The following is a 14,126-nucleotide window of genomic DNA, read 5'->3' on the forward strand; positions in this document are numbered from 1 at the left end:
ATTAGCGTTGAATTCGATCTCCGACTCCCTTTCCAAGAACCGTAACAACTATATAGCGAAAATACGATTTTAACGACATTGTCTCAATCATCTTCTCATCTGTTTCAGCAAGCAGCTCTGGAGTCGACATATCTATTTCACTCACCTGAGCAAGCCCGGTAATACCTGGCCGAACACTATATACCCCCCGCGCTTCCCTAGCCGCGGTTAACTCCTCCTGATTGTACAACCCGGGTCGGGGCCCCACCAGACTCATTTCGCCTTTGAGAACATTCCACAGCTGAGGCAGCTCATCAAGCTTCGACTTCCTTAAAAAATATCCGAACCGGGTAATAGAGCTATGACTTGCCAGATGTGTCGCCACTGAAGCGGTATCAACGGACATAGTTCGGAACTTTATCAACGTAAAAGATTTTTTATGCCTACCCACCCTCTTCTGAAAAAAAATTGGAGAGCCTGTATCAAAAAAACCAACGATTGTAAGTACAAGCAGCAACGGGAAAACCAATACCAAACCTGTTAATGAAAAGCACACATCAAGTAAACGAATCAAATGTCATTCTCCGATTTAAAGCACCGTTTCAAGCCTTCTTCAACCGAAAAAGGCGGTTCCCAGCCAAGGGAATCACGAGCCTTGGATATATCCACCTGTAAAGAGCCCAACAAACGATCAGCCAGCTTTTCTTTCCCCAAAAATTTAGCCGCTAAGCGCAAATAGTTTTCGGGTACCGCGACAAGCCGGCTAGGTTTTTCCATTGCTGCGGCTATCCCCCTTAGCAAATCAGAGGTAGACAGATCCTCACCATCACCAGCAAGAAAAACCTGGTTAGCGGCCGCAGGATGATCTATACAAGTAACAATCAGATCAACCAGATTGTCGACTGCTACAAATGAACGTTTATTATGAACTGCACCAAAAGGCAAAGGCCATCCTTTTTCAACTAATCGAACGAGTCTGGCAAAATTACCAGGTGCCCCCGGACCATACACCAAAGGCGGACGAATAATCACAACTTCGATACCTGTTTCATTGTGAATATTCCATAGCCCTTGCTCAGCCTCCCATTTAGATTGAGCATAAAACTCAGCAGGGGTTGGCTCATCATTCTCGGTAAATGGACAAGTGTTGATATTACCATTCACACCGATAGAACTTATAAAAATGAAGCGCTGTACGCCTGCTTCTGCAGCCTGCCGTGCAAGATTAAGTGTGCCCTCTACATTAACTTGACGGTATTCAGCCAATGGATCATATACTTCATCCTCCATGATGTGAGCACGCGCAGCTGAGTGAATAACGACCTTCTGCTCAGCTAAGGCGCAAGACCAATCTGTATCAATGTCCAAACTATTTATAATACAAGTCCGTGCGACCGGCAGATGGACTTCTTGTCGTATTGAAGCGGTCACATTTACCCCCTTAACCGCTAAGCCTTTAACAAGATGACGACCAAGAAAACCAGTTGCACCAGTTAGCAGAATATTCATAAGATAAAATTGGCCTGTTTAGAGAAAAACAGATGATTCATTTACCTAGAACCTGAGTCATAAACTTAAAGGGTAACCTACACAGCAGCATGAGTGAGTTAGCAAACAAACCATTCTCACTTAATGAACGCCTCATCTCTCCTGTCGAAATTAAGTTACTTTTAATACCGGACGTGCTCACACCACCTATACGCATTCTTACCCAGGTTTTATGTGCTAATTCGTACTTGGCTCGATCAACCAATAGCAAACGGGTAAGAAAATCAAAATCTGCTGCGATCTTGTAACCCAGCTTATAAAACCCAACCCGGTCATAAGCAGACTTACGGACAAAAACCGCCGGGTGCGGTGGCATCAAGCCAAACCGGAACATCCATGGTTTGAAGTACCACGCACGGTAGGTACGCATTGGGCGGTTCAAATCCCATTCATGTACAAAGTCTACATCACCCAATACCACTTCAAGCTCAGGATCAGCAGAAAAAAGAGCATGCACTTCACTCAGAACATTTTCATGTAGATAAAAATCATCCGAGTTAAGGATTCCGATAATCTCACCCGTTGCACGTCGCAGACCCTTATTCATAGCATCGTAAATCCCCTTATCCGGTTCACTTACAAAACATGAAATTCGATCAGAATACTCTTGTATAATATCTAAAGTTCCATCACAAGACATAGCATCTACAACAATATACTCTATATTGTTATAAGACTGGTTTAGTACCGAGTCAATAGTATTCTTTATTGTATTAACACTATTAAAACTAATAGTAACAATAGATAATTTCATAAGGAGCAACTCAAACAATCATCCTCTGATCCACATTTTCCTTTCTCTCGAATAGATAAAATATTTTTTCGAGAATAAAACCTTTAACCTCACGGGAAAAAACCAAAAAACAGCCTCAAACATAATCAAAGGAAAATAATACAGCCGGGGACCTTCAACAAACAACAATTTTTCATCATTATATTTTTCAATAGAACTTGATAGCTGATTAGCATGGTATTTAAAGCCCCCCAAATAACTATTAACAATATTTAAATCTGTGCTTTTAGCGAAGCAGTACCACAAATAATAATCTCCAGCCAGCTTCATTTTTTTCAGATAAGCATAGTCAACAAGATCTAATAATGACTTACGCCAAAAAACAGACTCCTGTTGAATATATGGTAGAAACTTACCATAAACACCAGCTCTGACTAACTCTTTTCTATATACACTGGGTAAATCGGCATGAATGACTTGTGAATTTTCGTTATAATTAACACGCATTCCAGCCAACCATTCGACATCGTATGAATCGAATATTTCAGCTACAACAGCTAATGCATTATGATGATAGTAGTCTCCGGCATTCAGATAACAAACAATTTCACCATTAACTAGTGTAAACCCTTTAACAAGCGCATCATACATCCCACTATCCGATTCACTTATCCAATAATCAATATAATCATTATACTTTCGTATCCGCTCAACAGTGCCGTCATCAGAACCACCATCAATGATAATATATTCAATATTTTTGTAAGACTGGTTAATAACACTTAAAATAGTTTCGTCGATATAGCCCACACCATTATAAACAACAGTAATTACTGAAATCAAAGGCATCTTAGGTAAACTTTCTTTCCCTGCCCCCTGTAAACGCAGACCTCCTTCGACAAGGTTCAACGTTAAATCCGACGTTTTCAAGCCATCGACATTTTTTTCGCTATTCCGACTCATAGCGGGGTAAAAATCAGGTTTTTTCATCAATGGCTACTCAATAGAATTTATGAAAATAATTTAAGCTAAGACGATCTAATGGATAGCAACCTTAATATTCCGACTATATCTTAGAAAGCTTCGCCTAATTTTTGCAGAGTCATTTGTTTACTAACAAGTAGTTCAACCCTGTTTTACAAAGATAGCAACAGGTACGCCACGAGTTCAACCCTGAAATCAAGGCGAACCAATCAATGACTCTCATTGAAAGATATTGAGCCTCTACAAAGGCAAAAACCATTCAGGTCCAGATCAGATGATACGCCTCTGAATAGCTCCTTGAAAGATTATCGAGCATCAAAAACTTAGTCTCCGTCATCGACATAAGTATTGGGCAAGAATACCGACACAACCTGCACCATTAGTCACGATATTTATCATCATGAGACCAGAATTTTTCTGTATAAATCGATTTAACGTCCGGAAACCAATGACTATTCAAAATGGTCTAAGACTTTTTCCCGTGCCGCACCTTCCAGTTCGTTAGGGACCAGATGCTGTAATACACAGTCAATCTTTGTGCCTAGATCTTTAACATCTAGTGCTCGGTCAGAAATCCACTTTGCGGGAAATCCACATATCTGCATTGCCGTCACAGTCGGTGTACGGCAGTACCACACTCTAGGAATTCCATTAGAACATTTGCAGGCTTGGCACCAACACGACAGCTACCGCACTATAATGTATTCGCAGAGTCACGTCATCATACAGGTTTCCAAGAGAATCGGGGTTTTACTGAGATAAGCTCATCTGCTTTCTTACTATAAATTTTTCAAAGAGTGAGAAGGCCTGAGCATCAATGGGTTATGCTGGTCGGCAATCTGATTAGCTAAAAAGGTAAACTCGTGTCACTTTCTCACCAATTCAAAGACTGAGACTCATTAGGGTATACTATTCTTCTGTTTATCCTGATAAATACGGCGGCTAAAATTTTCTGGTTACCTAAGCTTCAGCACTTTACAGTTCCCACACAACTACCTGAAAGGTTCGCAGCTTTTGTCGCAATGGTAGCCTTCGAAAAAACACATATTATACAAGGATCAAAAAATTGTGCGTTAATATGAGAAATATCCTCTACCAGCATAACTACCCACTCAGAATCCTAATTAGATTGAGATAACGGACTTCCGTAAAAGCACTTGAAAGAGTGGTTTCATACTACTGCAACAATTAATATCCCCCCAACAAAAATATTAGCACTTACGAAAGATACTTCTTCGAAGCCCAACGTTTAACAGTTTCACCAAAAAAAATATTCGCTTTTGTAAGCCAAACAACTGTACAGTATAGCAAATGAAATATATCTGTAAAACAGCCTCTAAAACTACTATTTAATAAATCAATATCTTGCAATACTTTACTTTTATCATACCCCTGTACTTCAAGTACCTTTTCATCCATTGAACTTATATATTTCTTAATAAGCTTCTTCCTTACATGTGTATTAAATGTCAACTTCCACTTATCGAGTGTTTTTATGGAAACAGATTTATAGTCACTCACTCCGGTTGGATCACCCATTCGACCATTAAATACCTGTTTACTGAAATCCAAGCACATACTATCATAGTATTTTATATCTAAATAATGGCATATAGAATTTACAACAAGATTTGGATCAGATACTAAATCCTCATAATTGACAGCTATTGAATTGGATTTAAGAAGATTAAAGCCTTCAGATAGAGCAACTGGCCCAAAACACAAGTCATTTTGATATGCATACAACCCTTTCAAATTACCATTTGACCAAGTATTTATCATAGAGCTCATCACATGCACAGGATTCCTGAATAAAAATATAAACTTCGCATCTGGATAAATCCTTTTTATTTCATTAATAATGTAATAATATCGCGGCGTTTTATCCAAGAAAAAACGCTCATCATTCTTGCAATGCTTCGCATATAAAGAATCTGAAAATTTTCTTAACTCTTTATAGAAATCGTCACTCCCATTTGGAAGACTCTCAGTAAACTCGGATATAGCACTTGCACCAATTGAATACCCGTAGTCTGCAACAGCCCCCTCACTTTTATTCAATCTGCACAACGGCAATAAAATCCATGGTTCTGCATGACTGCATATCTCAGGATGGGCCATTAACATTCTCTGTAAAAGAGTAGAACCAGCCCTAGGAAGCGAAAATATAAAAATTGGCGTTTTCATAAAAACCTAAAATCAAATATACCTTTATAAAAATTATAGAACTTCTCTTTGAGTGAAATCCTTCTAAAATTAAAATTACTATCAATAATTCCCTTATCAATCATAACATCATCAGGAAACACAAAATCATCTATCTTATCCCATAGAAATTCATGCTTAAACCTATCAGTAATTCCACAATGAATTCCAGAACCGTCATGACCAATATTTTGAACCAAACTATGCCTTGGATATATCGTAGCCTTACTCTCTTTATACTGAAAAAACATTGCTTTAACATCTAAAGCATCAATATCCCCCAAGAAATCACTACGCACCATACCATAAATATCTTCACCAAATTCAGATATTTTTTTTATATTAATACTATTAAAGTCACCTCCATCCAAATATCTGATCATATCATAACGATCTTTCCATATCGCGAAGCCCCACGAACAGAACCTATTCAGCGCAAAAACGTCATGCGAGTATTCACTAGGAATGGATATGGGTGGACAATATCCCGTAATACTCATTACACTAGGATTATTTTCATATTTATCCAAGGCAGAATTCATATACTCAATAAACCCAGGCGCAGTAACAATATCATCCTCAAGAAAAATACACCGGCCATACTTATTTAGAATTTCACTCAGACCATTTCTATTATTATAAACCCGATTATTGGACTCTCTTTCAATAATATTTACAGATCTAAAACCAGTTACCTTGGATAGATAACCCCTTACCAGACCAACTTTATTTTCATCCCCCGGCCTAGCCCCATCTGAAAACACAAACAGATCCGTATCGGAAGCATATTTATTTTCCGAAAGAGCTTTAACTGTTTTCTTTAGATGTTCAATCCGAGCATATGTAGATATACAAACAGGGGCAATATTTTTCATATAAACCGTCAACCTCCATATCCTATCAACCAATCACACTTAATATTAAACATTAAAAATCATACGGAACATATCACCCAGACATCAACCCAAAACATGATTTATTAAAAAACACTTATCTTACCCTGACACCTTTAACATTCATTCCACAATACACGAATCTTTTCTCATTAATTTGAAAAGAATTAAGTTCATACCTTCTGCTCGAATAAAAAACGACACTGTAAGATATATTATCACGCCAAAAAAACCAGCACTGATCAATTCAATCCCCCCCCCCTCTATCTGATTCATCAAAAGCCAAGCACCTACTCCAGCACAAATCGCAGCAAAAAAAGGCTTAACAACATCCTGGATCTGTTCAAATAGTGAATAGTCAACCAATTTTGCAGAAAAATAGGTATTAGGAATCAACGCCAAAAACGACCCAATCACCTGACTGGCAACTATGCCAAAAACACCATAAGGTATAGCCAAAAAGAGTAATGTCAGGTTGACAGCTTTCTTTACCAAACCGACCTTCAGCACGAGGTCAGATCGACCTTTTACATTAAGGAGGTTCATATTCAATGCGTGCAACGGATATAAAGCCCCAACGACACATAGTAACTGAAGGAATGGCACAGCTAATACCCACCGCTCATTAAACAGCAACGCAAACAATGATGGCGCCAGGCCCGCCAACAACGCCATAATCGGAGTAATCAGAAACATCATCAACTGCATAATCTGTCGCAATTTGTGTTTGAGGGTATTGTTGTCGTCCTGAAGTGTGGACAATGCGGGGAAAGTAGCCTGCTGCACTGCAGCTGTTAATTGTTGCGAAACCAGATTATTGATTTTTTTGGCCAGAAAGTACAAACCTGTTGCCTCAGCATTGAAAAGACGACCAATCACCAGCACGTAAGAGTTTTCAAAAAGAACCTGCAACATTCCCTCTGCCAATAGATTCCTACCAAAGCGAAAAAGTCTGTTAAACGACTCGCCACTGATATCTAGCCCCGGACGCCACGGACTGACTAACCAAAGTATTAACGCAGTAACCAATGCTGCACTAAGCATTTGCACCACCAAACTCCAGACCCCCCAATTATACCAGGCGGCTGTAATGGCCAGCGAGCCAGATACCATAACGCTTATCGTCTTGGCCTTCATCTGAGACTTGAAATCCATCTTGCGGCTAAGCACAGCAACTTGCACTATACAGGCTGCATTGATAAAAATTATCAAACCCATCACCTGAATTAGGGAACTCAGCTCTGGCTGACTATAGAAGCTTGCAATAAAAGGGGCTCCTACGAACAGGCCCGTATAGGCCACTCCACTCAGCAGAAGATTGGTATAAAACACAGTATTAAGATCCGTATCTGTAACCTTTTTACTTTGGATTAATGCGGAGCCAAGACCAGAATTAATAAAGGCGCTAGCTAGCTCAAACACCAACGAAGCCATGGCAATAAGACCAAAGGCTTCCGGTGCTAGTAGCCGGGCCAACAACAGCATAAATAGCGTATTGGCTCCCCTTGTCATGAACAGGCCTGCCAGATTCCACAACACCCCTGCTCCGATTTTCCGGTTTATTTCCTTCATTGATTGAGACTTGAATTCATGTCCGTCTCCCCCCACTGGAGACAATAAGAAGCATCAACTTTTCAGTACTGCGCAATTATAGTTTCCCTATCGTGCGGAACATTATCAACGGTTTTAGTACCCCCGAACAACGTTATACATGAATCTGCTATATATGAATTACCACAGAACAGCCTAGATCTTCAAAAGCGTGTTTAAGGGAGATAGTGTCGATTTTATTTCTGCCAAAACAGAAATCCTTAACCTTGCCGGCGGCCTTACGCTGGTGCATGGTACTGGTTGCGAGCCAGCTATACCTCCTTTTAATTTTAGCTAACACCGTCTTATTTATTCCTAGCGGCCTGACATTGTTTTATAAACCCGAACTGCATCGTCCTGACTATACTCCTTCAATCGCCAATCATTCGTATTTGAGAAACAAGCCTCACCACAATATGCAGGGATCCCTCCTTCATCAATACCGCCCTGCTCAATCAGTCGGCTTGTGATCTCGTCAAAGTAATGCTCTGGCCGCTGACAGAAATCTTCATACTGAACTACCAATTTCATATGATCCTGTATTTCGGCGATACCCAGGTCTACTGAGCGATTAATAGCAGCTATCTGACCTGCTACTGATTCCAGCGGATCCAGGTCTTTAAGGTGTGGGTATTCTTTGATCTTGAAAGAATACCAGGTGTTAATATCACCGTATTGTCGCTTACGGGCTTCCAGAGCAGACTGGATGTTAAAAATCGGGTCGCGACGAATCCAGACAAACAGGGGTTTGTCGAACTGCTCAGCCAGCTCAGCGATATGTTGATTCATAATCATGGCTTTCATGGCGAAGGGCTTTTCGAATATATTCGCCAGAGCATTCAGTTCATCTCTAAATCCTGCAAGATTACCCTTTTCTTTTAACTCCGAGCTGGGCAGATAGTCCAGTTGATCGAAGGGCAGAAAACGCCGCCAGAAGTACCAGAATTCGTTCGGCGCCAGCGCGCCTTTAGTCTTACCATTATCAGAACTGAAGTTGATCTCTGAGTTGAAATCCAGAATTTCGTTACGGAAATTAAAACGAGGATCAGTTAATAACTGTTGGATTTTAGCGCCAACTAAAGGTGCGCCATAAAAACGCGACAACAGATTAGTTGGGTAGGCTACCAAACCACTGTTTGCTAGCCATTGCATAAACAAAGTGCTACCTGATCGGTGAGGCCCTATAAGGAATATTTTAGAAAACCGCTCAACTGATTCGCCAAGGTAGTTTTCATTCGTACTTGCCAAATTACCATTGAGATCTTTCAACAACGCCTCAAGCTCTGAAACACGCGCGTACTTTTCTGTTCGACTTTCTGATACTGTCATGTATTAAAACCTTTTATTCAATTGCCAACAGACTTATAAGTCTGTCCATCTCATGATCGCTGTACCGCTGATCGCATGGTAAAAAAAGGCCATAAGTCACCAAATCCCATTCAAAGCTTCCTTCTTCCACTCGGGCCAATACTTCAGGCCAGTAGCAGGGAACGAACACCCTATTTTTTATCAGTTCCAACCTACTGGTTACCTTTACATTCGGAAGGAACGGGTAGCACAACGGTGCTGTACTGTTGTCAAAATTAAGATCTAACTTATTGTACTTACTCAAATGCTCATGAAGGTGGCGGGCATTTCGAGCTCGTGCAATCTTGATGGTTTTATGATCCGTAGAGAACAACAGACGTTCAGTCAACTCAGACATGCCTTGTACGGGTAAACCCGCTACTGCCTGCTCGGCTTCCACAAACTTCTGGTAGGCTGTTTCAGGACTATTGGTTAGTCTGCCTATCAGGTGGCCCATACGGGTCTCTGAGGTATTATCTCGATTTTGTGGTTGTTTGATGCGAGGATCATCAGAATATAATAATCCACCATCTGGGAGGCCAAAAAATTTTCTTGGTGACCAGACCGTGGCTAAGGCGCCTACATGCTCAGAAAAGTAAGCCTGAGAGCAATCAACAATCGTATTGGCATGACCGAATCTATTTAGACTTCGTTTTACTGAATCACCAAACGTTCCAAAATAATCAACTATAAGTATGTATTCTCCTTTTCCTAGCTGAACCAGAGTATCTACATCGAAAGTCGGGCTAAGGTTGTAATACGCAAAAGCAATATCCAGATCTTTCACCGCATCAACAACAGCATCACAGATATACGCGGGCAACCAAACTTTTTTGGCGTCGATCGATTTCAAGATTACTTTGATAGCTGATCTTGCCGAGTTTGTTCTCGCCGTAACTTGGTCTAGCTGTGCGTCAATAAATGGAAGGTCAAGGCCTTGGTACCCGCCAATCGATTTATCGAGTTTATGCTTCATCAACAAACATCCCCTCTGCACTTTTAATGGTTAGCCAGCCACTTAATTAAGTTCATACTGTTTCATTAGACTAACTACTTTCTCCTGTGAACAATGCATAAGCACGTCAATAATAGACAGGTTGGGCACAAATTCACCTCTACCTTGCTGGTACTTTACAGGCAATGAATGGATGAACTTCAGTTCTACTCCATGCGCAGCAAAATCTGACTTACTATAGAGTGACCGGCCTCCGGGTGCATTGATGTAACAGTCAGCCTCAAACTTATGACACAATGTTATCAATCGATTTCGTGCCGATTCGGTTCGCTCATAGTCGAGTTCACTTGTCTTCTTGAACTGTTTATCTAGCCCCAGGTACGAAAAGATTGCCTCGAAGCTCTTCAGGCACACTGAAGTGATGCTGCGGTCTTCATGTTCTATAACCTGTCGAATTAATGGATAAACAGCCTCAAAATAAGGTGCCCTGGAGTAGCTTTGCTCAAAGGTTTTTAAAACCTTTACCACGTCAGTAGAGAAGTATAAACCGGATATCAGCTTATTTGAGGATGCTCCCGGTACTGGCACTATAAATCTCACCTCTCCATTCGGAGAGAGCACTCTGTTCCGATTTATATAGCCCTGCTTAATGTACGAGACATCATCATAAAGCAAGAACAAATCCGCTGCGTATATGAGCTGAAAATAGCCGATATAAGGGAATAGGTAGGGCTGCATGACCGCGAGTTTCATAGCGTTAGCTCCGCCTCGATCAACGCGATGATGGTTCTTTGATCTGCTTGAGCCAACTGATCAAAAACAGGCAGGCACAATATCCGACTCGCTACATCCTTTGAAGTCGGCGGGTCTGCCTGAGCACCAAGGCAGGATACTGATTCCAGTGATGGATAAAAATATCGCCTTGCCTGCACGCCATGTTCTTTGAGTGCAGCAGCAACACGCATAGCCTCTTCCTCGCTGTTAAAAACTACCGGAAAATAAGCATAGTTATAGCCAAGCGATTGATGTTTGAGTTGCAGCTGTAAGGTTTTACCCAGCACTTGTTCATACCGCAGCCAAACATCCGCTCTTACTTTAAGGTTTTCATCCATTTCATCCAGTACACACAACCCCATCGCGGCTTGAAGCTCATTCATTTTGGCATTAATACCCAGCTCCTCAATGCATTCAGGACCCGTAATACCAAAATTAATCATCTTTCTGGCCCGTTCCAGATCTTCCTTACGCTTGAATACTATCGCCCCACCCTCACCCGTATGGAACAGTTTAGTGGCATGGAAGCTGAGGGTAACCGCATCGCCGTATCTGAGCAGGCTTTCACCTTTATATTTCACACCAAAAGCATGAGAAGCGTCGTATATCAATTTAAGATCGTGCTTACGGGCAATATCTCCGATCGCTTCAACATCACAGGCGTTGCCAAATACATGCACCGGCACAATCGCTCGCGTCTCAGGTGTAATGGCTGCTTCGATATTAGCGGGATCCATGCACCAGGTATTTGGATCAATATCCACAAACACCGGTTCCACACCGTCCCACTTCAGGGAGCTGGACGTGGCTATAAAAGTGAAAGGCGTCGTGATAGCTTCCGGGCGTTCCCCTGGCTGACAATTACTGATGCCCAAAGCTCTATAGGCAATTTGTAAAGCCAATGTGCCATTAGCTACAAGCAGGAGATGTTCCACCCCCAAATATTCCTGCAAACGGCAAGTCAACTCCTGCACCAACAGGCCGTTATTAGTCAGCCAGTTTCGCTCGTAGATACCATCTATATATTTATTGAGTTTCTCCCGGTTGGGAAGGTACGGCTTGGTAACAGGGATCATTCAACTGATTCCAATATGTCCATTAGGTATTGGCCGTAGCCATTATTCTTATAACCCACCACTTGCTGAAGTAATTGTTCCTTGTCGAGCCAGCCTTGATTAAAACCGATCTCTTCCAGACAGGCGATCTTATAACCCTGGCGCCTCTCAATCGTTTCAACAAACTGAGACGCTTCCAACAAGCTTTCGTGAGTACCCGTATCTAGCCAGGCAAAACCGCGGCCCAGCAGCTCAACTCTCAGATCTCCCCGTTTTAAATAGGCCTGGTTAATACTGGTAATTTCCAGCTCTCCCCTATGTGATGGTTTCACCTGCTTAGCAATTTCTATCACGTCATTGTCATAGAAATAGAGGCCGGTTACGGCATAGTTAGACTTTGGTTGTTCTGGTTTCTCTTCAATAGAAACTGCTTTCTTGTTTACATCAAACGCAACCACACCAAAACGCTCAGGATCTTTCACCTGATATCCGAACACTGTAGCACCCGATTTTCGGGCAGCAGCCTGCTTGAGCTTGGGTGAAAAACCTTGTCCATAGAAGATATTGTCACCTAATACGAGACACACGTTGTCATCACCAATAAACTTTTCACCAATGATAAAGGCTTGTGCCAATCCGTCTGGACTTGACTGCTCCGCGTAACTGAGCTGAATGCCAAAGTTACTGCCATCGCCTAGCAGCTTTTCAAAGCTGGGCAGGTCTTCCGGGGTGGAGATGATCAGGATTTCACGGATGCCCGCCAACATGAGTACTGATAGCGGATAATACACCATCGGCTTATCATAGATGGGCAGTAACTGTTTCGACACGCCTTTAGTGATGGGGTATAACCGGGTTCCGGAGCCCCCGGCAAGAATAATACCTTTCATAATTTATCCTTACTGTAATCAGAAACGCCTAGGCGCTCACGCTGATAACTGCCGTCCTGTACCCGCCGGCACCATTGAAGATTATCCAGATACCATTGTACGGTTTTTCGAATACCGGATTCGAAGGTTTCCGCTGGCTGCCAACCAAGCTCACGACCGATCTTTCCTGCATCAATAGCATAACGTCTGTCATGCCCTGGCCGATCTTTTACCTCAGTTATCAGGTCTCGATATTGGATATGCCCTGGCGCCAGATCCTGTAAGATATCGCACAGTGTATGTATAACTTCGATGTTCTGCTTCTCATTATGCCCACCGATATTATAGGTTTCTCCCACTTTGCCTTCGGTGACAACTTTATACAAAGCCCTGGCGTGGTCTTCGACATACAGCCAGTCCCTGATCTGATCACCTTTCCCATAAACGGGTAGCGGTTTGCCTTCCAGCGCATTGAGAATCACCAAGGGGATCAGCTTTTCCGGAAAATGATAAGGACCATAATTATTGGAACAATTAGTTATCAACACAGGTAGGCCGTAAGTACGCATCCAGGAGCGCACCAGATGGTCAGAGCTGGCTTTACTCGCGGAATAGGGACTGCTGGGTGCATAAGGTGTTTGTTCAGTGAACAGCTGCTCAGGCGCATTGTCAAAGTCTGCCGGATGCGGCAGGTCCCCAAAGACTTCATCGGTTGATATATGGTGGAAGCGGAACGCGTTTTTTCGTTCCGATGGAAGGTCAGCCCAGTACGATCGGCAAATCTCCAAAAGAGTATAAGTTCCGACAATATTGGTTTCGATAAATGCCCCGGGCCCATCGATAGAACGATCTACATGAGATTCGGCTGCCAGATGCATTATGGCATCCGGCTGATGCTCAACAAACACCCTTCTGAGTTCTTCCCGGTTACAGATATCGACCTGTTCAAACCGGTAGCGAGTACTTGTTACGACTGATTCCAGAGACTCAAGATTTCCAGCATACGTCAGCTTATCAACATTCACGACACTGTCCGAAGTATGTTGAATAAGATGGCGAATCACTGCGGAGCCGATAAATCCGGCACCCCCTGTAACCAATAGTTTCATTCACTCATTCCTTTCGTATTTGCACAAGCTGCATTACCTGAACAGACTGTGCATAAACCCAAGCACAGATTAAATACATTCTATA

Annotated in this window: 13 protein-coding genes; all 13 read right to left on the bottom strand. The window is 42.1% G+C overall.

Annotated elements, in window-relative coordinates; all coding sequences use genetic code 11:
• Nucleotide 1 precedes the first annotated feature (1 nt).
• Complete coding sequence (locus tag KDX31_15345) at nt 2–553, bottom strand: sugar transferase (GenBank protein ID UTW02708.1); 552 nt, start codon at nt 551–553, stop codon at nt 2–4.
• Nucleotides 550–1,488: an SDR family oxidoreductase gene (locus KDX31_15350; protein UTW02709.1), complete on the bottom strand. Its 939-nt coding sequence runs from the start codon at nt 1,486–1,488 to the stop codon at nt 550–552. Before KDX31_15350 ends, KDX31_15345 begins: the two co-directional genes overlap by 4 nt.
• A gap of 37 nt (nt 1,489–1,525) precedes the next feature.
• Nucleotides 1,526–2,281 carry a glycosyltransferase gene (locus KDX31_15355; protein UTW02710.1) on the bottom strand — a complete coding sequence of 252 codons (756 nt, stop codon included), beginning with the start codon at nt 2,279–2,281 and terminating at the stop codon, nt 1,526–1,528.
• Between the two features lie 18 nt (nt 2,282–2,299).
• Nucleotides 2,300–3,250 carry a glycosyltransferase gene (locus KDX31_15360; protein ID UTW02711.1) on the bottom strand — a complete coding sequence of 317 codons (951 nt, stop codon included), beginning with the start codon at nt 3,248–3,250 and terminating at the stop codon, nt 2,300–2,302.
• Nucleotides 3,251–4,462: 1,212 nt separating this feature from the next.
• Complete coding sequence (locus tag KDX31_15365) at nt 4,463–5,431, bottom strand: sulfotransferase (GenBank protein UTW02712.1); 969 nt, start codon at nt 5,429–5,431, stop codon at nt 4,463–4,465.
• Nucleotides 5,428–6,324 carry a hypothetical protein gene (locus KDX31_15370; protein ID UTW02713.1) on the bottom strand — a complete coding sequence of 299 codons (897 nt, stop codon included), beginning with the start codon at nt 6,322–6,324 and terminating at the stop codon, nt 5,428–5,430. Before KDX31_15370 ends, KDX31_15365 begins: the two co-directional genes overlap by 4 nt.
• 141 nt (nt 6,325–6,465) lie before the next feature.
• Nucleotides 6,466–7,914 carry a lipopolysaccharide biosynthesis protein gene (locus KDX31_15375; GenBank protein UTW02714.1) on the bottom strand — a complete coding sequence of 483 codons (1,449 nt, stop codon included), beginning with the start codon at nt 7,912–7,914 and terminating at the stop codon, nt 6,466–6,468.
• A 333-nt stretch (nt 7,915–8,247) separates the two neighbouring features.
• Nucleotides 8,248–9,261, bottom strand: coding sequence for a sulfotransferase (locus KDX31_15380; protein UTW02715.1), 1,014 nt, complete (start codon nt 9,259–9,261; stop codon nt 8,248–8,250).
• A gap of 13 nt (nt 9,262–9,274) precedes the next feature.
• Nucleotides 9,275–10,255, bottom strand: a complete 981-nt coding sequence (locus KDX31_15385; protein ID UTW02716.1) for a hypothetical protein — start codon at nt 10,253–10,255, stop codon at nt 9,275–9,277.
• Between the two features lie 42 nt (nt 10,256–10,297).
• A complete protein-coding gene (locus KDX31_15390) occupies nt 10,298–10,987 on the bottom strand; it encodes a WbqC family protein (protein UTW02717.1) in 690 nt (229 codons plus the stop codon).
• Nucleotides 10,984–12,084, bottom strand: coding sequence for a DegT/DnrJ/EryC1/StrS family aminotransferase (locus KDX31_15395; GenBank protein ID UTW02718.1), 1,101 nt, complete (start codon nt 12,082–12,084; stop codon nt 10,984–10,986). Before KDX31_15395 ends, KDX31_15390 begins: the two co-directional genes overlap by 4 nt.
• A complete protein-coding gene (rfbA, locus tag KDX31_15400) occupies nt 12,081–12,953 on the bottom strand; it encodes a glucose-1-phosphate thymidylyltransferase RfbA (protein UTW02719.1) in 873 nt (290 codons plus the stop codon). The genes KDX31_15395 and rfbA overlap by 4 nt, the downstream gene beginning before the upstream one ends.
• A complete protein-coding gene (rfbB, locus tag KDX31_15405) occupies nt 12,950–14,041 on the bottom strand; it encodes a dTDP-glucose 4,6-dehydratase (protein UTW02720.1) in 1,092 nt (363 codons plus the stop codon). The genes rfbA and rfbB overlap by 4 nt, the downstream gene beginning before the upstream one ends.
• Nucleotides 14,042–14,126 lie beyond the last annotated feature (85 nt).

The sequence above is a fragment of the Amphritea atlantica genome (assembly GCA_024397875.1).
GTDB lineage: Bacteria > Pseudomonadota > Gammaproteobacteria > Pseudomonadales > Balneatricaceae > Amphritea > Amphritea atlantica_B.

What these genes read in the sequence shown, in the direction of transcription:
- KDX31_15350 (UTW02709.1), bottom strand. Translation starts at nt 1,488, where the DNA reads ATGAATATTCTGCTAACTGGTGCAACTGGTTTTCTTGGTCGTCATCTT.
- KDX31_15355 (UTW02710.1), bottom strand. Translation starts at nt 2,281, where the DNA reads ATGAAATTATCTATTGTTACTATTAGTTTTAATAGTGTTAATACAATA.
- KDX31_15360 (UTW02711.1), bottom strand. Translation starts at nt 3,250, where the DNA reads ATGAAAAAACCTGATTTTTACCCCGCTATGAGTCGGAATAGCGAAAAA.
- KDX31_15365 (UTW02712.1), bottom strand. Translation starts at nt 5,431, where the DNA reads ATGAAAACGCCAATTTTTATATTTTCGCTTCCTAGGGCTGGTTCTACT.
- KDX31_15370 (UTW02713.1), bottom strand. Translation starts at nt 6,324, where the DNA reads ATGAAAAATATTGCCCCTGTTTGTATATCTACATATGCTCGGATTGAA.
- KDX31_15375 (UTW02714.1), bottom strand. Translation starts at nt 7,914, where the DNA reads ATGAAGGAAATAAACCGGAAAATCGGAGCAGGGGTGTTGTGGAATCTG.
- KDX31_15380 (UTW02715.1), bottom strand. Translation starts at nt 9,261, where the DNA reads ATGACAGTATCAGAAAGTCGAACAGAAAAGTACGCGCGTGTTTCAGAG.
- KDX31_15385 (UTW02716.1), bottom strand. Translation starts at nt 10,255, where the DNA reads ATGAAGCATAAACTCGATAAATCGATTGGCGGGTACCAAGGCCTTGAC.
- KDX31_15390 (UTW02717.1), bottom strand. Translation starts at nt 10,987, where the DNA reads ATGAAACTCGCGGTCATGCAGCCCTACCTATTCCCTTATATCGGCTAT.
- KDX31_15395 (UTW02718.1), bottom strand. Translation starts at nt 12,084, where the DNA reads ATGATCCCTGTTACCAAGCCGTACCTTCCCAACCGGGAGAAACTCAAT.
- rfbA (UTW02719.1), bottom strand. Translation starts at nt 12,953, where the DNA reads ATGAAAGGTATTATTCTTGCCGGGGGCTCCGGAACCCGGTTATACCCC.
- rfbB (UTW02720.1), bottom strand. Translation starts at nt 14,041, where the DNA reads ATGAAACTATTGGTTACAGGGGGTGCCGGATTTATCGGCTCCGCAGTG.